At 42.1% G+C, this 20,653-nt stretch carries 15 protein-coding genes and 1 pseudogene; all 16 read left to right on the top strand.

The window, feature by feature from the left end; all coding sequences use genetic code 11:
- The first annotated feature begins 77 nt into the window (after window positions 1-77).
- The 16 genes and pseudogenes from tmk (at window position 78) to QSH61_RS08935 (ending at window position 20,533) form a co-directional block, all read left to right on the top strand.
- The gene (gene tmk, locus QSH61_RS08855) at window positions 78-731 is read left to right on the top strand and encodes a dTMP kinase (RefSeq protein WP_206472862.1); all 654 of its coding nucleotides are present in this window, start codon (window positions 78-80) and stop codon (window positions 729-731) included.
- A complete protein-coding gene (gene holB / locus QSH61_RS08860; protein WP_206472865.1) occupies window positions 724-1,632 on the top strand; it encodes a DNA polymerase III subunit delta' in 909 nt (302 codons plus the stop codon). The genes tmk and holB overlap by 8 nt, the downstream gene beginning before the upstream one ends.
- 11 nt (window positions 1,633-1,643) lie before the next feature.
- Window positions 1,644-1,967, top strand: a complete 324-nt coding sequence (locus QSH61_RS08865; RefSeq protein ID WP_010604673.1) for a PilZ domain-containing protein — start codon at window positions 1,644-1,646, stop codon at window positions 1,965-1,967.
- A gap of 7 nt (window positions 1,968-1,974) precedes the next feature.
- Window positions 1,975-2,769, top strand: a complete 795-nt coding sequence (locus QSH61_RS08870; RefSeq protein ID WP_045990081.1) for a TatD family hydrolase — start codon at window positions 1,975-1,977, stop codon at window positions 2,767-2,769.
- The gene (locus QSH61_RS08875; RefSeq protein ID WP_206472867.1) at window positions 2,753-4,591 is read left to right on the top strand and encodes an alkaline phosphatase D family protein; all 1,839 of its coding nucleotides are present in this window, start codon (window positions 2,753-2,755) and stop codon (window positions 4,589-4,591) included. The genes QSH61_RS08870 and QSH61_RS08875 overlap by 17 nt, the downstream gene beginning before the upstream one ends.
- 181 nt (window positions 4,592-4,772) lie before the next feature.
- Entirely contained in the window at window positions 4,773-8,447 is a 3,675-nt protein-coding gene (locus tag QSH61_RS08880; RefSeq protein ID WP_211200946.1) for a sensor histidine kinase, read from the top strand.
- Window positions 8,448-8,505: 58 nt separating this feature from the next.
- Entirely contained in the window at window positions 8,506-9,021 is a 516-nt protein-coding gene (locus tag QSH61_RS08885) for a YgjV family protein (protein ID WP_174168927.1), read from the top strand.
- 291 nt (window positions 9,022-9,312) lie between these two features.
- Window positions 9,313-12,297, top strand: a complete 2,985-nt coding sequence (locus QSH61_RS08890; protein WP_206472868.1) for a TonB-dependent receptor — start codon at window positions 9,313-9,315, stop codon at window positions 12,295-12,297.
- A 95-nt stretch (window positions 12,298-12,392) separates the two neighbouring features.
- Window positions 12,393-13,391, top strand: a complete 999-nt coding sequence (locus QSH61_RS08895; protein WP_206472869.1) for a proline racemase family protein — start codon at window positions 12,393-12,395, stop codon at window positions 13,389-13,391.
- Complete coding sequence (locus QSH61_RS08900; protein ID WP_206472870.1) at window positions 13,388-14,476, top strand: M24 family metallopeptidase; 1,089 nt, start codon at window positions 13,388-13,390, stop codon at window positions 14,474-14,476. Before QSH61_RS08895 ends, QSH61_RS08900 begins: the two co-directional genes overlap by 4 nt.
- Window positions 14,477-14,485: 9 nt before the next feature.
- Entirely contained in the window at window positions 14,486-15,430 is a 945-nt protein-coding gene (gene lhpI, locus QSH61_RS08905) for a bifunctional Delta(1)-pyrroline-2-carboxylate/Delta(1)-piperideine-2-carboxylate reductase (RefSeq protein ID WP_206472871.1), read from the top strand.
- Complete coding sequence (locus tag QSH61_RS08910) at window positions 15,411-15,668, top strand: hypothetical protein (RefSeq protein ID WP_045961857.1); 258 nt, start codon at window positions 15,411-15,413, stop codon at window positions 15,666-15,668. The genes lhpI and QSH61_RS08910 overlap by 20 nt, the downstream gene beginning before the upstream one ends.
- Window positions 15,669-16,723: 1,055 nt before the next feature.
- Window positions 16,724-17,017, top strand: a complete 294-nt coding sequence (locus QSH61_RS08915) for a hypothetical protein (RefSeq protein ID WP_206472872.1) — start codon at window positions 16,724-16,726, stop codon at window positions 17,015-17,017.
- 135 nt (window positions 17,018-17,152) lie between these two features.
- The gene (locus tag QSH61_RS08920; protein ID WP_206472874.1) at window positions 17,153-17,575 is read left to right on the top strand and encodes a hypothetical protein; all 423 of its coding nucleotides are present in this window, start codon (window positions 17,153-17,155) and stop codon (window positions 17,573-17,575) included.
- Between the two features lie 135 nt (window positions 17,576-17,710).
- Window positions 17,711-18,787 carry a hypothetical protein gene (locus QSH61_RS08925; protein WP_206472876.1) on the top strand — a complete coding sequence of 359 codons (1,077 nt, stop codon included), beginning with the start codon at window positions 17,711-17,713 and terminating at the stop codon, window positions 18,785-18,787.
- Window positions 18,788-18,995: 208 nt separating this feature from the next.
- Window positions 18,996-20,533, top strand: a pseudogene (locus tag QSH61_RS08935) (transposase).
- Window positions 20,534-20,653 lie beyond the last annotated feature (120 nt).

Below are 20,653 nucleotides of genomic sequence, written 5' to 3' on the forward strand. Positions count from 1 at the left end.
TTCTATTTCAGTCGTGAATAATTCACTAAAACACGATAAAATAACAGCCAAATAAGAATGATGAGTACGTCCTTGCTATGAAAAAAGGGTTTATGCTGGTCTGCGATGGCAGCAATGGCGCTGGAAAAACAACGGTTATTACCGGATTGGAAGCGCATTTAAAACAACGCGGTATTGAAGTTGTGATGACTCGTGAACCCGGTGGAACAGAGATCTCAGAGAAGATAAGAGAAATCATTCTAGATCCCTCAACCCCCGAAATGGCAGACATGACGGAGCTTATGTTGTTTGGGGCTGCGCGTGCTCAGCACGTTCGTGAAAAAATTATGCCAGCACTTGAGCAAGGCAAAGTCGTTATTTCTGATCGATTTGACGCTGCAACATTTAGTTTTCAACATTATGCAAGAGGGCTAGATCTTGCCACCATCACAACCATTAATCAGCTTGCGCTCGGCGGCTTTCGTCCAGACATGAATTTGATTTTGGACTTGGATCCTGAAGAGGGCTTAAAGCGAGTCAAATCGCGAGGTGAGGGGCTAGATAGACTCGAGGATGAAAAGCAACAATTTTTGCAGCGCGCACGTGAGGGTTATCTCGTTCAAGCGAAAAATGACCCTGAACGATTTACTGTGATTGATGCCAGTCAAAGTAAAGCACAAGTACTTGAGCAAAGTATTGAACTGCTTGATAGCTTGATAGCCACACACTTTACAGTGGATGGCAATGAATAATTTGCTTCCAAGTTGGCACAGCAGCGCTCTAAGTTATCTTGCTCGAGCACAGCAAAACGGTCGTTTGCACCATGCTCAGCTGTTATCGGGTAAAAAAGGCGTGGGAAAGTCTCTGCTTGCGGCGCACTTGGCAGATGCACTGTTATGCTTACACCCACAAAATCTCACTGCCTGTGGGCAATGTAAGCCGTGTAACTTGAACTTAGCTGGTAATCACCCAGATAGACTGAGTGTCGTGCCTGAGGGAAAATCAATCGGGGTGGATGAAATTCGAGAGATCACGCATTTCTTGAACCATTCAGCGCAGCAAGGTGGCAATAAAGTCGCGTTGATTGAGCACGCGCATTTGATGACCCATTCAGCCGCAAATGCGCTGTTAAAAACACTTGAGGAGCCAAATGCTAATCGTTATTTGGTCGTAACCAGCGATGATGACAGTAAGTTACCTGCCACCATTTTGAGCCGTTGTAATAAAGTGGCGATCCACTCGCCCAATCAAGCAGAGGCCGCGCAGTGGCTGGCTGCTAAAAATGTCGCTTGTGATTTCCCTTGGTTTGATGAATTTTCTCTACAGCCATTTATAATCGAAGCGTGGCAACAAGAAGGTGCACTTGACGATGTGACTGCGCTTTATCACGCGGCGAATCAATTAACAGTAGAGAGTGCACAAACGGTTGAAAAAATTCTGTTAAAGCACAGCGCAATGAGTGATGTATTTGCCCGTTTTTTGCTCAACCGTTTAAAAGGGGCGATGACACAAGGGAATGGTTTGAGTTTTACCCAGTATCAAGACTTAGTGAGCTTAGTACATCGGTTTATGTACGAACAGAAAAATGTGTTAGGGTTAAATCAAAACCTTAGCATTTCTAATTTACTTTTTGCCTTACAAAAACAGCTATAAAGAGGTGGCGCATGCAAGAGTTACTTGCGGATTTTGAAGATTTAGATGAGCTATATCGTTGTTATATGCCATTTCTGAAATCCGGTGGCATATTTATCAAGTCCAATGCCCATTTTGATATGGGGCAAGAATTAAAGCTCAGAGTCACCTTGCCTGACGCTCTAGAGGCGGACGAAGTCAACGCTGTGGTTGCTTGGTTAACACCGCAAGGCGCGCAAAATTCTAATCCATCTGGGGTTGGCGTTGCGTTTGTTGACGCGCCAGCTCTGAACGATAAAATAAATAAGCTTTTGGGTGCGACTTTGCATTCAGATAAACCAACTTACACCATGTAGAGCCAGTATGATTGTAGACTCTCACTGTCATTTAGATAGACTCGATTTTGAAAAGTTAGGCCTAAGCCTTGAAGAAGTACTCAGCAACGCGAGACAAAAACAAGTAGAACACTTTTTATGCGTTAGCGTGACGCTAGACCAATTTCCATCCATGTTAGAAAAAATAGCTCATTTTGATGATGTTTCTGCATCTTGTGGGGTACATCCACTAGATCAAAAAGATAAATTGGATGTTGAAAGGCTAATACAACTGGCGAGTAATGATAAAGTCGTTGCTATTGGTGAAACTGGATTAGATTATTATTATTCAAAAGATACGCATCAGGTACAGCAAGAAAGCTTTGCTGGACACATAGATGTGGCTAATCAGCTACAAAAACCACTGATCATTCATACTCGCGATGCAAAAGCGGACACGATAGACATCATGCGTGCCCACAATGCGCAAAATTGCGGTGGCGTGTTGCACTGTTTCACTGAAGATTGGCCGATGGCAAAACAGGCACTAGATCTTGGTTTTTACATTTCAATCTCAGGTATTGTGACGTTTAAAAATGCGACGGCGCTTCAAGAAGTCGTTAAGCAAATCCCTATGGACCGATTGCTGATTGAAACCGATTCACCTTATCTTGCACCTGTCCCGCATCGTGGTAAAACTAACCAGCCTGCTTACGTACAAGACGTTGCGTATTATATTGCTGACTTAAAAGGAATGAGCTACAAAGCGCTTGCAGAGCAAACCACGAATAACTTTTACTCTTTATTTAATTTGGTGAAACGCCAAGATGGTAGCACAACTTAATCAGCTACCTCAGGTGTTGATGGGCCCGCTGGTTCGCCGAGCTGAGCAGAATAAAATTTGTATTCAGGTTGTTACTTGTGAAGCCGTGGACATCTCGGCTTCGCTATTGGCCCATCACAGTCGATGTGAGGTTGAGACGTTTCAGCTCGGTGCAGCCTGCTTTTTGCATTTTTTGATGATATGCAGCGAGAAGGCTCTGCCAACAGCGCAGCTGCTCGAGTATCAAGTGCTTATTAACGGTGCCGCGTATAAGCCAGATTATCTGCGTTATGGAGAAGAGCTTAGCTTTGCGATACCTGCTTTGCTCAAGCAAATATTACATGGCTCATGCCGTAACCCGCATCACCACGCAAAAGACAGTCTACATACTGCAGATCAGTGGCAAGAGCAGCAACGCGAACTCGGTGAGCTAGGCGCTGACTTGTGTATTTTTTCTGGCGATCAGATCTATGCAGATGATGTTGCCGGCGCCATGTTGTTGGCTATTAACCAACTTATAGCGCGATTGGGTTTGTTTAAAGAAACGAAATTGCCAATGCACCTACCAGCTGATCAACAAGCTCAGCTTTACCATCGTCACTTATATTTACCAAAGACGCCATGGCAGGAGCGCTCAAAGTTTTCACCAGGCTATTGGTTTCGAAAGGATGAACCGCACTTTTCTAGTGTTAAGGCCTTTAATCACCTAATTTTCTTCGAAGAGTTTGTCGCCTGTTACCTGTTAAACTTCTCTCATCTTGCTTGGCAGTTGGTTAACTTTGATGCGCTTCATTATGATGGTGGTAACGACAAAGTTAGGCGAATATTTGAGTCCGAACTTGACGCCTTAAAAGGCTTTGTTGAAACGTTGCCTAGCGCTGAGCGGTTGTGTGCGAACGTGCCTGTACTAATGATGTTTGACGACCATGATGTGACCGATGATTGGAACTTGACGGCTAAATGGGAACAGGCAATTGCGAACCATAAAGTGAGTCGACGCATTATCAGTAATGGCATCATTAGCTATTGGCTGTTTCAAGGCATTGGTAATGATGCGTTTGAGTATAGCGGGGCGCTGACATCAGCTTTTAATTCAAGCCTGATTGACAACGAATGGCACTTTTCGGCGTTTGACAAACAAGTTCGTCGATTCACACACTGGCATTATTGTTTAGATACGTTTCCAAAAGTGGTGGTGCTAGATACTCGTACACATCGGTGGCGTAATGAACAGGATTTCAATGAACCAAGTGGTTTACTCGACTGGGAAATGTTGATGGAGCTGCAAGACACGCTTATTGACCACAGTGCAGTATTGATGGTCAGTCCTGCGCCAGTATTTGGGGTAAAGGCAATCGAAACCATACAAGCCATATTTAACACCTGTGGTGAACCGTTGGTGGTGGATGTGGAAAATTGGATGGCACATGAAGGGGCTGCGAAAAAGCTAATTGAAATTTTTAAGCGTCCAGATACACCTAAAGAAACCATTATACTCTCAGGCGATGTACATTATTCGTTTTGCTTTTCGGTTCAGGCTCGTTTTGGTCGTCATGATAACCGCATTTGGCAGCTAACCGCATCAGGGATAAAAAACGAATTTCCAAAGCCGCTTATCAATATTTTAGATAAGATGGACACGATTTTGTATGCCAAATATAGTCCTCTGAATCTCTTTACGAAACGCTGGCAGCTATCGGTAAGTAAGCATCCTTCATCGCTAAAAAAACATGGCTATTTGGTGTCAGACTCTGCGATTAGTTTAGTAACGCTTGAAAACGGCTTGCTAGAGAAGTATGAGCTACTGCACGGCACGGGGATCCACAGTCATTTTGAGTTATAAGCCTTGGTAATAGATTTTAGAATTGAATAAACCTATTTTAGCTATTTGTAGCTTAGCTTGGCTGTACGAGTGAGCTTGCGTGATGCGCTAAACCCATCAAAAAATACATGCTCTTTTTCGCTTTTGCTATAGTTAATATAACGCGGGCTAACATCTCGACTATATGACTCTACTCAAGCGCATGTCTCTGTTCGTTGTACCATACAGCACACTGAAATGGTTTTGTGTGTTGCTGCTGTTGTTATTACCGAGTTTTCCTTGTGCCGCCAGTTTTCCCGAATTTAGCGATACGGCGCAGGTTATGCGACGTTATGACTATAATTCTGGCCTCAGTCAGGTCACTATCACTGCCATTGCGCAAGATCAACTCGGGTACATTTGGGTTGGCACACAGTCTGGCCTAAATCGTTTTGATGGTCATGATTTTGTTCAATTTGAAGTAAAGCAGAACTCCAAACATCATCTCTCTGGTGGCTTTATTACCTCACTATGCCACAGTGGCAAATATATCTGGGTTGGAACAAGTACTGGGCTTAGCATTTACGATACTGAAGCGGGGACCTTTCGCTCTATCTTAGCGGCGCAGAATGAGGCGGTTAGCTCCGATAGAGTTAAAAAAGTGGCCTGTTATGGTGAATCAGTGACAGTATCAACAGAAGAGGGCGATGCTTACCGAGTTAACTACCAAACCTTAATGCCTGAAAAACTTTATTTAACTGGTAAATTTGTTCGTGAAGTCCAAGAAACAAGGGATGCATTTGTTTACCTCAATGCAGATGGCCTAGTCAGTCAGCCAAAAGACAAAGTAGGTGCGAACGTTCTGTTGGAAGGTGAGTTTAAAACACTGTCGCTTTCCCACGGAAGGATATTCGTGGTTGACGCGGATGATAAAATCATTAGTTTCGACACTCAGTTCAATAAAGTGCAATGGCAAAAGTCGGTCAGTGCGAAAGTAAACCTCAGCATTCACCAAATTAAAGTAAGGGCGAATGAGATACTCGTTGCTTCCAATACAGGAGTGTTTATTTTAGATCTGCAAGGTAGTATCAAGCGGCATTGGTATCGCCGTGCAGAACAATATGATGGTCTACAAGATAACAATGTACTTAGTGTTCAACGAGATAGAAACGGCGATTTATGGATAGGGACGGAGTCACAGGGGCTGCACTTTTTTAGTCAGCTGAGCGAATCGTTTGGTCACGTTGGTGAACAAAACTTTCCGCATGCTCCTTTGGGGCATCCTGATGTTAGGAATTTCGCACTAGACAGTAGCGAGCGTTTTTGGATAGGTACGTCATCGGGTTTATATATTTATCAAAAATCGAGCTTTATCGAAGCACATCGAATTTTCCCGAGTTTATCTGCAATCAAAGGGAGCTTTATCACGCAAGTAAAGATCTATGATGATACCTTGTGGGTAACAACAAGAGGTGATGGCGTTGTTAGGTATGCTTTAACCCAAGGGGAATACAGCCATTTGATGCCCAACTCGAATAATGGTCCAGAGCTTAGCTTTAATGATGTTATCGAATACCAATCACAGATTTTGGTAAGTTCCAGAACACTAGGTCTTATGAGGTACGACGTGGAGTCTAAAACCCTAGTGCAGTTTTTCGAAAATCGTTCAGATGCACCTTCACATGTATCTTCATTTAAAGTTGTTGGGCAAGATTTATGGTTTGGCACTATAGGTGAGGGGTTGTTCAAGTTTAGTAAAGGCCAGCTCCATAATCTGACTACGCAGGATGGCTTAAAGTCGAATTTAGTTTTTATGATAGATGAAGACCCGTGGCAACGTATCTGGGTTGCAAGTGAAGCGGGCATTAGTTTAGTTGATAAGCAAATGAAAGTTGTCCGAACCATAGGAGAGCAAGAAGGACTAGGAAACCAAGCCGTGTGGGGGCTGGTTTATGATGACTATGAATATATGTGGCTTGGCACCAGTGGTGGGCTGTCGCGCATTAATGTAATGGATTTTGCCATTGATAATTTTCTTCCAATTGACGGCGTACAAGCGCACGAATTCAACTACAATGCCGCATGGAAAGCCCCTGACGGCCGAATTTTTATGGGTGGAGCCAAAGGATTTAATCAGTTCTTCCCCCAGAATGTATCAATTTCAAATACCGCGCGGCCTATTTTAGTTTCCACAATCGAATTACTGGGCGAGCCTTTACAGCCAAGTCTCGATGGGATCCTCTCTGTTGCGCCAGAGCTTGCGGGGTCATTACGATTACGCTATGACCAAAATATCATATCGTTGCAATATTCAAGTCTAGACTTTGGCTCTGAGAAGCTGAGCTTTTATTACCGTATTAAAGGACTAAGCGACAAGTGGCTGAAACTTGCAAATGGAGCAAGGCAAATAAATTTACTCCAGCTTGAGCCTGGCACCTATCGAGTAGAAACCTATACTGTTAATCGCTTTAATATGCAGTCGCCCGTTCACGAGTTTAGCATTTATATCGCTGCACCAATTTGGTGGAACGCTTACTCGAAGACCCTTTATACCCTAGTCATTGTGCTTATCATTGCAGCATTTGTTCGAGCGAGACAACGGCGTTATCAGCAAGTGCTGCGGGATAATCAGAAAATGTCAGCGTTACAAGAGCGGTTAGAGTTGTCATTGTGGGCAAGTGGTGATGAACTTTGGGATTGGCATGTTGAGTCGGGTAAAATTTATCGTTACAGCGTAAATCCAAGGATCGATTTTAGTGATCTCCAAGATAAACTTATTCTCAATGAGCTTGACCAGTTTGTACACCCTAAAGATTGTGTGTTACTTGAGGAGCGCCTGCAATCTTGTGTGGACGGCCGTGAAGACGTATATGAATTGTCTATTCGAGTTAAAGATCAACAGGGAGAGTGGATCTGGGTATTAGATAGAGGAAAGGTAGTTGCACGAGATGATAATGGTAGAGCAACGCGGATAGCGGGGGCACTGAAAGATATTGCTGATTTGAAAGCACATCAACAAGCCTTGCAGTCGTTAAACGAGCAACTTGAGATAAAAGTTGCGATGCGCACCGATGAGCTATATAAAAAGAATCAAAAACTTGAGCAAGCAATGTTTGAGTTAAAGCAAACGCAAGAAGACTTGATTGAAAGTGAAAAAATGGCTTCTTTAGGTGTTGTGGTTGCGGGGGTTGCGCATGAGATCAATACACCTTTGGGTATTGCTATCACAGCGCTTTCTCATAACGAAGATTGTTTATCTGAGTTGGTAGAAAAGCTTGAGAATAAAACCCTTAAGCAAAAAGATTTGGTTTCCTCCATCGATGCACAGCAAGAAGGGTATCTGCTGATTAGTCGCAATCTGCAAAGAGCTGAAAGCCTTATTAGTAACTTTAAGCAAGTCGCAGTAGATCAATCCAGTGAGACTGAGCGTGATATTAACCTGCTTGAATATATCAATGACGTATTTGACTCACTTAAGCCATTGGCTAAAAATAAAGAAGTATATTTGTCTATAGATGGGAATGCTGATGTAAATCTCTCCACCTATCCAGGCGCGGTTTATCAAATAATGGCAAACCTATTTAACAACTCCGTTATCCATGGCTTTGAGGGGAGTGCCTCTGGTACGGTTAGCGTGTTAGTCGAGGCGACGGATAGCCACTGGACTATTGTATACTGCGACAATGGTGTCGGCATGGACGAAGCAATGCAAAAGACCTTGTTTGAGCCATTTGTAACCACAAAACGTAATCAAGGCGGATGCGGATTAGGCATGCATATTGTTTATAATTTGGTTACGCAACTTTTAAAAGGCGAGATCCGCTGTAAAACGGCGAAATTACAAGGTGTCGAAATTACAATAAAAGTACCGTTTAGGAAAATAGCGGTCGAAAATTAACTTAGGTGAATTACAGTTAGCTAACAGCCTGTGACAATGCTTCTTTTAGGAGTTTGTCATGTTCTTATTATCTCAAGTTTTGGTTACCCTTGCTGTTTTACTCGATCTCGCCTCATTTCAATTTATGAAACGCCAGCAGGTGTTATTGGCACTAAGCTTGTCGACTGCACTCACTGCAATTCACTTCTATCTACTTGATGCTATGGCTGGTGCTTTGCTTATGGCGGTTGCGAGCCTCAGATATCTGGTGTTTATCAAGTCGCAGTCAAAGCGCTTGCTTATCGGGTTTCTACTACTCAATACAGTGCCACCTTTAGTACAATTAAATGCAAATTACGAACTTTATGCTGTTATTGGTAGTATTTTATTGACATTTGGTGCATTTATTCGAAAGCAAGTGGTATTTCGGTGTGTGATGATGTTAGGTACGGTGTGTTGGCTGATACATAATTGTTATATCGGCTCTCCCATGGCGATTGTGTTAGAAAGTACTTTTTTGGTGAGTAATTTGATTGGGTTATGGCGAATTTATATGAAGCGTAAAGCGAGTAAGTTAAAGGCTGGGTTGAAGTAGATTCAATTTTACTGGAATGGGCACTAATAAAATAGGTTGAGCTTTAAATGTGTTATATTTCAGTTGGTTAAGTTGTTTTCTATCTACTTTTTCAGATAATTGCGCTGATTACAAGTGGCATAGGAAACAGACTGGAATAAAAGTTATATAAATAATCTTTATATAAATCATAGTGTTATCACTTTTATTAATATTAATTGCATAATTAATATTGTATACAATATATCAATTGTGTATTGTTTGTTCGTTACCAAAAAACACTCAAATCAATGGGAACAAAAGGACAACAATATGCGTAATAACAAAAAAACAGCGCAAACACTGTGTAAATCACTCACTGCATCAGCACTTGCTCTAGCATTGGGGACTTCTACTGCATTTGCTGCAGATGGCAATAGTACTGTGAAAGGGAGCATCGTAAATGGTCAAGGTACTGAGTTATCTCAGGCTCAATTGACCTTTACACACAAATCCAAGGGGCTGAAGTTTGCTGTACAAACTAATGGCAAGGGCGAATACATTTTGCGTAATCTACCTGTTGGCCGTTACAGCGTGTCAATTAATAAAGCTGGATTCGAATCCGTTATTGAAGAGGATGTCGAGCTTAATATTGGACAGGCGCTAATCTTAGACGCTCAATTATTACAACAAGGGCAGGACATAGAACGGATAGCGGTGACTGGCACGGCGATTCGACGTGTGGATATGGCCTCTTCAACTGCTGGAGTAACGTTTACAGACGCCGAGCTTAAAGTCATGCCAGTAAATACCGGCTTTGAAAGTATAGCGTTATTGGCACCCGGTACAGCTGAGCCTGGTGGTGATTCATTTAATAGAGCCTCAAGTTTCGGTGGGTCCTCATCGGCTGAGAATGGCTACTATTTTAATGGTCTAAATGTCACGAGTATTCAAACTGGTTTAGGCTCAATTCGTTTGCCTTGGGAAGCTATCTCACAAACTCAAATCAAAACGGGGGGAATTAGTCCTGAATTTGGTGGCGCACTAGGTGGCATCGTTAACGCAATTTCTAAATCTGGGGATAACGAATTTAACTTAGGGGCAGAAGTGAGAATAGACCCTGCTTCAACCCATAGTTATCACGACTCAAACTACCTAGATAATGGCACAGTGAATCTTAATACTGAGCAAGAATACGACTCTTTTAAAGAGCTACAAGTTTGGGCAAGTGGTGCACTAATAGAGGACAGCTTATTTTACTATGGTTTGTATGCACCTCGACGGGAGGTTAATCGTTGGGCTGGGCAAACGACCTTCAATGACAGAAAACGAGATGAAGATCGCTGGTTTGCAAAAGTTGATTGGTTCATCAATGAAGACCATTCCATCGGTTTTTCCGCCATGAATAACAAAAGAGAATGGACACGGCAAACCTATGCCTATGACTGGGAAAGCGATGTGATTGGTGATAAACAAGGGGTTGCGGCTCCTGGTGAAGATGGCGGCAAGGTTTACAGTGTCAATTATAGTGGTTACTTTTCTGACTTTTTCTCGGTGTCGGCTGTGGTGGGCCGAGTGACCGAAAACGTTGAAAATATTGTCGCATCAACAGTGCCGGGTGTTTGGGATGAAAGAGAGGGATTCGTTACTTTATCAAGTCATACAGCCAGCAGTGTTTCTGAGCAAGAGTTTATCCGTGATCAAGCGAGAGTCGACTTTAATATCGATTTGGATTACCACTCCATTTTGTTCGGTGTTGATTATACTAAAGTTACGGTAGATCACTTTGAAGGTCAAAATGGCCTTGGAGACGCAGAAGGCTGGTGGACAATCAAAACCGCTGGTGAAGGGAGCATTTCTGGTGCTGCGCTCGGTCAGGATTATATCGAACGTCGAATAAGAACAAGGACGGTTGATTCTGAGGTTAACTCGCTTGCTTTCTACGTCAATGATTCTTGGCAAGTCACCGACCAACTCGTGTTAAATCTGGGCCTGCGTTATAGTCAGTTTGAAAATACCGTTACTGACGGTAGAGCGTTTGTAGATATGGATAACCAACTTGCGCCTAGATTTCAAGCGATTTATGACCTAAACGGTGATGGCGAATCCAAAGTTTTCTTTACTTACGGGCGGTACTTTCAACCTGTTTCTGCCAACATGAACATCACTCAAGGCTCGGCTTCAGTAGAGTGGTTTGAGTATTTCGACCTCGATCAAGTAGACAGTGATGGCTATCCTGTTTTATTAAGTGATGGCTCGCCAAGTCGAGGGGAAATGCTTCGAGATAGACGCTGGCGTCAACGCGGAATTACAGAACCCGGTTTGATTGCTTCATCCACCCTTAAGCCGATGTATTCTGATGAATTGACTTTAGGATATCAGACCACCGTTTTTGACGATATGGCATTTGGGGTTAGAGCGATTTATCGAGACCTTGGACGCAGTGTTGAAGATACGGATGTTGGTCCTGTGCTTGCGAAGAAATTGGCCGAACTCGGTATCCAAGACAATGTCGGTCAGGGTTCTTACTATGTGCTAAATAACCCGGGTGAAGCGATCACCATGAGTTATGACTTCGATGGCGATGGCCAAGTCGATGAAGTGACACTCAGTGCACAAGAGCTTGCCCTGCAACAAGCAGAACGTAAATATCTTGCACTTGAATTTACCTTAGAAGGAAATATTACCGACAAGTTACGGATTAATTCTTCTTATACTTGGTCACACAGCTATGGTAATACAGAAGGTTTAGTGAAAACCGATAACGATCAGGCAGATCCAGGTTGGACAACTTCTTATGATTACGCGGATCTGATGGATCACGGCTATGGTAATTTACCGAATGACCATCGCCATTCAATAAAAGTATCAGGTTCTTACGATATCACAGATGAGTTAACTTTGGGTCTGGTTGCAAGAACGTCGTCAGGTCGCCCGACTAACTATTTCTCTAAGCACCCAGTCGGTATAGATAGCTGTACCGCAGGAAGCCCTTGGGATGCATGCGTAAGTAAAGATTATGGCCATGTTTCGCATTACGACGAAAATGGCAACCCAGCCCCTCGCGGTAGTGTAGGTAATCTTCCTTGGGCAACCACGATAGACTTATCACTCAGTTACTCTACAGATATTATGGGACATGACTTGTTACTCAAGGGCACCGTTTATAACCTACTAAACAGTGATAAAGCGCTTGGGATCAATGAACAGCGATCTTTAGATGGTGCAAATGGCTTAATCGTTAACCCTGACTACGGCATTACAACGTTACGACAAACTGAGCGTTACGCGTCGTTAGTTGCAAGGTTTACGTTTTAATTTCCCTGGTGATAGCCAAGACTGGGTGCTATGCACCTAGTTCTTGGTTTAAGCCAAACAAAACGTTTGGCTTATTTCATGTCACGGAGAGTATGATGACGTTAACAATAGATTTTGAGCAAATACTGAGCCACGCGGAAGTAATAGAGACGGTTGACATGCATACCGCCGGAGAGCCTTTGCGGGTAATTGTCGATGGTTTCCCTGAACCTCAAGGCAACACTATTTTAGATAAACGGCAATACTGCGTAGAAAATCTTGATCACTATCGCACCGCGCTGATGTATGAGCCTAGGGGTCATGCTGATATGTATGGTGCGCTTATCGTTGAAAAGCAGTTACCAGAAAGCGATTTTGGCGTGTTATTTCTTCATAATGAAGGATACTCAACAATGTGTGGTCATGCGATTATTGCTTTAGCTACACTATTTTTACAGCACAATCCCGCAAAGAAACAGTTGTTGATAGATACGCCTGCAGGGCTAATTACCGCATGGCTAAGAGACGGCCAAGCTGAATTTGCTAATGTACCAGCAGAGGTAGTGACACTTGATAAGCAAGTCAAGACATCTGAATTTGGTTTAATCTCAGTGGATATCGCATTTGGTGGTGCGTTTTATGCCTATATTGACGCTGATACAATCGATTTAGCTCTTACGTCAGAAAATGCAGCTTACATTCAGCAGTTAGGTTTAACGCTTAAACAAGAAATTGCAACACAGATTAGCTTAGTGCATGACGATGCGCGCCTCGCATTTTTATATGGTGTGATTTTTTATTCCAATTCTCAAAAATCGGACTCTGCTCACAGTAAGCATGTGTGCATTTTTGCCGATGGCGAATTAGATCGCAGTCCAACAGGGACTGGGGTCAGTGGTAGGGCTGCAATTCTCGCCGCCAGAAATGAGCTTGCCGCAAACCAACGTATCTTTATTGAAGGTATATTAGGCTTGGGTTTAGATGTTTGTTATCAACTTAGTGATGATAGTAAATCGTTGATCCCAATAGTTTCGGGCGTGGCCTATATTACAGGCCGACACCAATTTATTTTAGACGACCACGATCCATTAGTAAGAGGATTTTTACTACGATGAATGTAGATTACGCAGCCAGACAGCAACGCTTAGTCAATAAATTACAACAACACCAAAGTGACGCTATCATTATTTATGGCTACGAGAATATTGTATATTTAACCGGCTTTACCGGTCATGCAGCAACATTGTTGATGTCTTCAAATGGGCAACACCGACTCATTACCGATTATCGTTACTTTGAACGTGCTAGCGATGAAGCGGTGGGAGTCGAAGTTATTTTAAGAAATCGTGATAAAGAAACGCTACCTGATTGTATTTTTAGATTATTGGATGGGCCGCGACAGCTTGCATTTGAAGCGCATCAAATCAGTCACGCAGATTATGTTTTATTAAACATCAGCGCAAAAAATACCACGCTTATTGCCGCGCCGCTTTGGGTGGAATCGCTAAGACAAGTTAAAGATGGTTATGAAATTAACTGTATTAAACGCGCCGCCGAGATTGCTGACTCGGCGCTTGCCCATACACTGCCTTTGTTAAAAGTAGGGATCACCGAGCGAGAAGCGGCAATTGAGCTTGAGTATCAGATGCAAAAGCTAGGCTCCGAAGGACTCTCTTTTGACACAATCCTATTATTTGGTGCACGTTCTTCCTTACCGCACGGAAACCCAGGACAGACAAAGCTCAACCAAGGGGACTTGGTACTTATCGACTTTGGTTCGGTGATAAGCGGCTACCGCTCTGATATGACGCGAAGTTACGTGTTAGGGGAGCCGACGAAGCAACAACAATCCATTTATGACACGGTCCAACATGCACAGCGAGCTGCGTTGGCGCTAATAAAAGCGGGCGTTAACTGCATAGATTTAAATAACGCATCACACGATGTGTTAAGTCATAGTGACTTTTCACAATACGCAGGTGAGGGACTTGGTCACGGTGTGGGGCTATTTCTACACGAGCAGCCGTTTATTAAACCTGGGGTCGATCACCAATTAGAAGCTGGCAATATCATTACCATAGAGCCGGGTATTTACATTCCAAATTATGGTGGTGTGCGCTTGGAAGAAGATGTACTGGTGACTGAAAATGGTTTTGAATGCTTAACCCACGCGCCACAAGTATTTCAGCTAACGAACTAAGGAGTTAGGATGCAAATTATTGCTCGCCAAGAGGTCGCGGATAGCCTCAACTACCCAAGCTTAATTCAGGCGCTTAAACAGGGTTTTGCGCAACCAGCAGGTACACCAACACGGCAAGTTTTTGAGCTAGATAATAGTCACAACAATCATGACGCTTTTGCTGTTTTACCTGCTTGGAATGCCGATGTGATTGGCGTAAAGGCGTTTACCTATTTCCCAGATAACAACCAGTACGATAAAGCCAGCCTTTACTCAAAAATCATGCTGTTTTCTAGGCAGTTCGGTGAGCCGCTCGCGCTTGTGGACGGCACCGAAGTAACATTGTGGAGAACCTCTGCTGTGTCAGCATTAGCCGCGGAGTATTTAGCGCCTAAGCATGCCAAACATTTGGTTTTCTTTGGCTCAGGTAATTTAGCTAGTTACATGATTAATGCGCATTTAAGTGTTAGAAGTTATAGTAAAATTTCAATAATTGCACGTAACCCTGAAAAAGGACGCCTGTTGCTGGATCTATTGTCCTCGCAGCATCCGGGAATGGAATTTTCATTGCATCAAGAGGCAACTGCGTCTGTTATTGCTTCGGCAGATGTGATCAGCTGTGCAACAGGCAGTCATACGCCTTTGTTCAATGGAGAGTGGTTGAGCGATGGTACGCATATAGATTGCATTGGCAATCATCATAAAGATTGTCGAGAAATTGATACCACAACGGTAACTAAGAGCCGCGTTTTTGTAGATAGTCGCGCCAATGTATTGAACGAGGCGGGCGAATTGTTGTTACCAATCAGTGAAGGTAAATTTAGCCCCGATAAGGTGGTTGCAGAGCTTAGCGAAATGACTAAAAATAACCTAGGTCGAAGTAACGAGAACGAAATTACTTTATTTAAGTCTGTAGGAACAGCATTAAGTGATTTAATTGGAGCGAAATTAGTGTATGACTTGGTTCAAAAATAAAGAGCACGGTAAAGTGTATGAAGTAACCGCAGTAGTCAAAGCTGCTGATAAGCGCTTGGTGAATCCGCTTATTTGTCACGAATGTCACATGTTGGTTAGTTATCAAGGAGTTGGTGGCGAAACGAAAAGTGAAAAGCTCCTATATGACGAGGTGTTTTACAAAGCGTTTCAAAACCACGATAACTGTTACGTCATGGTGGATGACAATGGTATTCGCCATTATCATCCAAGTGAGTAAAGTGACTTATTCAATTAAGTGAACACAATTAAGTGAACACAATTAAGTGAACACAATTAAGTGAACACAATTAAGTGAACACAATTAAGTGAACACAATTAAGTGAACACAATTAAGTGAACACAATTAAGTGAACACAATTAAGTGAACACAATTAAGTGAACACAATTAAGTGAATAAGCGCTAATTTTTAACCTGACAGAGTACAAATATAGAACGCTATGAATACTGACATTTCAGTTATTGGTCTGGTGCGGACTGCGGCACTAACATGTTTCTGCCCCGAAATGAGTTAACGTAAATGCTCTAAGGGTGGCTTTGAGCGAAAAGCTGACGTTCATCCTTTCACCTAAATAACTGTATATACATCCATTGTAATTGAGTTTCTTCCATAGTCAGGAAAACGACCCTGTGGGTCGTTTTTGTCGTGTTCACATTTAGATCAATGTAACGTAACTTCAATGCTGGTAAGTACTTCCTAAATTTGCTATCAATAGTCATGGGACAAAAACGAGACAGATTGCTGTAGAAAAACGACCCAATCGCTCGATATTAAATTGTTAGGTGAACACTCGGGATCGGTGTCTTGAATAAATATTTGTACAATTATTATTGGTTGGCATCTTCTTTAGCAGCTAGGTTGCTTTGGCTAATTGTCCCAGTTATTTTTATCTCTCAAGAGCTATTTTTACCATTTCTAATTTTTACAGTAGCTCTTGGTTGGTCAGCGATAATGGTTACAGCATTTTACAAATGTCCTAGCTGTAACAAGAGGGCTTTGGTTCATTCAGGTGTTGTAGTTAAACAACTCGAAACTGATCGTAGTAAGCTTCAAATATGGCTACTACCGAATGAATTCGTGTATAAGTTTTTTTACTGCTGCAAATGTGGGCATAAAATAAAATCGCAACCATAGCTTGGTTCTTTGTTCACCTAACAAATTAATTAAACAATGGACGCAAAACAGCAGGCTTGCGCTCATTCTTCGCTTAGTTTAGCCTGCTATTTTTCGCCGTTTATTAAGGCGTTATGCGTCAATGGAGTGATTTCAAAATATGGCTGTAGAAGCAGTTGGCGAAATATTCACAGGTATATTTAGATTCTTATTTCGCATTCTTACCGAAGTGTTATTGGAGTTTTTACTAAAAGGTACAGGGTATTTTATCTGCCGCCCATTCTCAAAAAACATAAATCCAGATGGCTTTAAAGTCGTAATAGCTGGTTTCGCCTTTTGGGTTTTAATGTTTATAGTAGCGCTTAAAGTATTTAATTTTGTTCAAGTTGATAAATGCTTGGACTCTGGTGGTAGTTACAACTACCAAACTAAAACTTGCGTACACCAAAGCTAGTTTACTTTAAGCAGGTTTACGCATAACAAGGCGCTCAAGCAAGGAATTTTAAAGTTTGGCTCGGCTCGTTCCTCGCCAATTTTAGCCAAACTCTAAAATCCGCTTAGCTTGGCGTTATATGGATTTTGAAACTTTATGAGTTTAACTACAGGCCTGGCAGTTATAGCCATTTTGGTTGCAATACTTTCGGCACATTATGCAAGAAAGGCACTTGGTGAAACAAAACGCTCAAACGTGATTGCATTGCACTCAAGTAAAAAGGAAATCTATGATGCTTTTTTGCACTTGAAATCCCACATGGAGCAAAAAGCTGATGGCGTAGAATTAACAGCCGTTAGTAATTTCTACCAACACTATAAAAATTCAATTCTTTATTTTGATGAGGCACTCTCAAAGGATATCGAGATATATTTCAAAATGTGTTTTCAAATAGCAGATTTAAATAGAACCAAAATCACAAAAGAGAAACGTTTTGAATTGATGGATCAAGTTAAAGTAGCTGCTAAATTTGCGGTTAGAATCGAAGAACAACTTAAAAATTCTATGATCAACAAGTAATCCATATAACAAGCGGTTTATGGATGGGACTCGTAATAGCTTGCTCGGGTTCGTTCCTCACCAGTTTAGCAAGCTAATACTCGCCCCATAACCGGGCGTTAGGTGCCTGTCAAAAATTTCAACTATGAGGTATCAATGGAAGAGCAAAATAATAGAATTAATCAAGAGTGGGTTACATTAAATGCCGTTAGAGGAATGGTTAAAATTGCTTCTAAAGGAAGCATGACGAAGTCTACCTATGATAATACGTTAGATCTTGCCGGAGAACTTTATCCTGAGCTATTGGGACCGGAGAACAGTTTATTGAAAAGAGAGCGTGAAAGCGATACAACAAAAGAGTATCGCCAAAAAGCAGCTCTTAAATCTATTAAAACTGAAAGTGAGGTTACTGCCCTAAGTTTAGTTTTAGAAGATATTGATGAATATAATTCATACTTGGATATAGCGAGAGAGAATAAAGGTGATAGAAAGAGAACTGACCAATTAAAACGTAAATTAGGTCAGTTGGAAAAAGCAAAAAAAGAGCTAGAACCTAAACCTCATAGTGAAAACCAACTAATATTTCGGGATGCATATAACGTAGATCGAGATTTGCCTGAACTGTCTAGAGGACATGCACATAAAGATTTTCAACTCCCTGATGGAAAAACACTACGTATCAGGGTATTACATCCAGATAGACCAGAGCATATTACAGGTGCTGACATAATCTATGAACGTCATAATGAACATACAGAAGGAGTAAGTATTGTTGCCGTTCAATATAAGATCTGGGAGGATCGTCAGTTATACCTTTCTGATCAAAGAATGTTAGGTCAGTTAGATAAAATGCGTAAATTTCTTTGTGATAAAGGAATCTGTCAAAACAATAATCATGAGAATTCGTATCGTTTCCCTTGCTGTACAGGTTTCTTGAGACCTACAGATAAATTACAAACTGTTGATCAGAAGTTTATTTCAACTGGTGAACATCTCCCAATCTGTCAAATTGACGCCTGTGCTACAGAAGGAAAGCGGGGAGGCACTTTATTGAAATATGAAGATATTAAATCGGCTTCTCTGTCTGGTGAGTTATTCGAAGAACTATTTAATCGTGGAAAGATTGGTTCAAGAGAATTATCCCGAGATGAGCTTGAACATTTATATCAAGAAGCATCTGTGATTGATTCTTCTGATACAGTGGTAATTTATGCGCAAGAGTTTGGCACTTAACAAAGCATTTAAGAGTGATTCGCAACGCTTGGCAGTTTCGCTTCGCTCAAGTATAGCCAAGCGCCGCTCACACCTTAATGCGGCGTTGAGGCTGTAGAATTACTCTTTTCAGGTACTGGATTGTTGGTTTTGGATTGACTATTTCTTAACCTTGAATCGAGTTGGTTACTGTGATCTAATAGATATTATTCACCCACGGTAAACTGTTATGGCCAACTACAAGCCTGACTTATCCTGCCTAAATAAATTCATTTCTATCAATTTCGCTGAGCAAATTTTGCCTGGTACATTTGAATATGCCCTTTGTTATATTGTCGAAAATAAACTCGACTTGTCGAGCTTTGACGCGTGGTATAACAATGATAAATCGGGCGCTGCGGCGTATCCGCCCACGGTGATGTTAAAGATAATTTTACTTGGTTATGCTCATGGATTAATTAGTAGCCGCCGAATAGCCAAGGCTTGTGAGAACAATATTCTGTTCATGAGTGTCAGGGGATCTTCAGCCGCATTACACATCAATAGCAAGTTTCGTGGCCAAAATGCACGAGCAGATTGAACCGCTATTTACGCAAGTGCTGATGATATGTGATGAAGAAGGCTTGATAGGACGCAACATGTTTGCCATTGATGGGTGCAAATTGAAGTCGAATGCGAGCAAGGAGTGGAGCGGTACATTCGATGAGCTAGGCCGTAAAAAAGCCAAATTAGAACGCGCAAGCAAACGCATAATTGAGCGCCATCAAGCGCAAGATGGCTTAAGTGAAGAGCTGGTCACTCAAGACTTAAAGCAAAAAGAAAAGCTAGATAAAAGAGCAGATAAAATCACCGCGTTCTTAGCTACTCACGAAGAGAAAACAGGCAGTAAAGGTAAGCCGGTTAAAAGTAATATTACCGACCCAGACAGCGCGAAAATGACCACGTCAAAAGGCACAATTCAAGGCTATAACGGGATAGCGATAAACGATGATAAACATCAAATTATACTACAAGCACAGGCATGGGGCTCTGTGGGCGAGCAACAAACACTGCAGCCAGCCGTTGAGCAATTAAAACGACAACTTGAAAAACTGAACAGTGATAAATTCTCTAACAAACAGGCCATTAAATTTACCGCAGACAGTGGATTTAATAGTGAAGCGAACCTTGAATTCATGGCGCAAAGTGGCTTTGATACTTACATAGCTGATAACCAATTTAGAAAACGCAACCCACTGTTTAAAGAGAGCGAAACCTACGAAACAGAGCAAGAAAAGCGGCGATTAAAACGCAGTAAAGGCAAGCCACGCTTATTTACCTCAGACGACTTCCATTATGATGAAGCAACACAAACCTGCCGCTGCCCCGCAGGCAATGAGAAGTGGCGAAGTGGTATCAATGTAAACAGCAATCATCAACAAAACACACGATTCTGCGGTTACTTAAAAGACCGTAAAGTTTGCTCCCTGCAACAGCAATGTATGCGAAAACCACCGATACAAACGTGGCGGCAAGTACAGTTTAAGAGTGATGAATCGCGCAAAAAAAATCAGTTGCATCGACAAAATGAAAGTAAAAAAAGACAGCCCAATAGGACGACGACAATACAGCAAACGACTTGGATGTATCGAACCTGTATTCGGCAACATCACGGTGAATAAAGGGATGAATAAGCTCACATTACGCGGCCAAGTAAAAGTCAATGCTCAATGGCAGCTATACTGCCTTGTTCACAATATCGAAAAGTTACGAGAAAGGGTGTCGTAAGCCAAGAACAACCTGACTTAACAGCTCCGAAGCGCTTCTCAAACCACAACAAACCAGCTTAAAAAAACGCCCTAAAATAACAACTCACACCCAACTAAACGATTGAATCAAAATAGGAAC

This window comes from Pseudoalteromonas sp. JC3, assembly GCF_030291895.1.
Lineage (GTDB): Bacteria > Pseudomonadota > Gammaproteobacteria > Enterobacterales > Alteromonadaceae > Pseudoalteromonas.

Bases quoted from the DNA above. Each gene is read 5' to 3' on its own strand.
- QSH61_RS08900 (WP_206472870.1), top strand. From the start codon at position 13,388: ATGAATGTAGATTACGCAGCCAGACAGCAACGCTTAGTCAATAAATTA.
- QSH61_RS08920 (WP_206472874.1), top strand. From the start codon at position 17,153: ATGAGTTTAACTACAGGCCTGGCAGTTATAGCCATTTTGGTTGCAATA.
- QSH61_RS08915 (WP_206472872.1), top strand. From the start codon at position 16,724: ATGGCTGTAGAAGCAGTTGGCGAAATATTCACAGGTATATTTAGATTC.
- QSH61_RS08890 (WP_206472868.1), top strand. From the start codon at position 9,313: ATGCGTAATAACAAAAAAACAGCGCAAACACTGTGTAAATCACTCACT.
- QSH61_RS08885 (WP_174168927.1), top strand. From the start codon at position 8,506: ATGTTCTTATTATCTCAAGTTTTGGTTACCCTTGCTGTTTTACTCGAT.
- QSH61_RS08925 (WP_206472876.1), top strand. From the start codon at position 17,711: ATGGAAGAGCAAAATAATAGAATTAATCAAGAGTGGGTTACATTAAAT.
- holB (WP_206472865.1), top strand. From the start codon at position 724: ATGAATAATTTGCTTCCAAGTTGGCACAGCAGCGCTCTAAGTTATCTT.
- tmk (WP_206472862.1), top strand. From the start codon at position 78: ATGAAAAAAGGGTTTATGCTGGTCTGCGATGGCAGCAATGGCGCTGGA.
- QSH61_RS08865 (WP_010604673.1), top strand. From the start codon at position 1,644: ATGCAAGAGTTACTTGCGGATTTTGAAGATTTAGATGAGCTATATCGT.
- QSH61_RS08880 (WP_211200946.1), top strand. From the start codon at position 4,773: ATGTCTCTGTTCGTTGTACCATACAGCACACTGAAATGGTTTTGTGTG.
- QSH61_RS08875 (WP_206472867.1), top strand. From the start codon at position 2,753: ATGGTAGCACAACTTAATCAGCTACCTCAGGTGTTGATGGGCCCGCTG.
- QSH61_RS08910 (WP_045961857.1), top strand. From the start codon at position 15,411: ATGACTTGGTTCAAAAATAAAGAGCACGGTAAAGTGTATGAAGTAACC.
- QSH61_RS08895 (WP_206472869.1), top strand. From the start codon at position 12,393: ATGACGTTAACAATAGATTTTGAGCAAATACTGAGCCACGCGGAAGTA.
- QSH61_RS08870 (WP_045990081.1), top strand. From the start codon at position 1,975: ATGATTGTAGACTCTCACTGTCATTTAGATAGACTCGATTTTGAAAAG.
- lhpI (WP_206472871.1), top strand. From the start codon at position 14,486: ATGCAAATTATTGCTCGCCAAGAGGTCGCGGATAGCCTCAACTACCCA.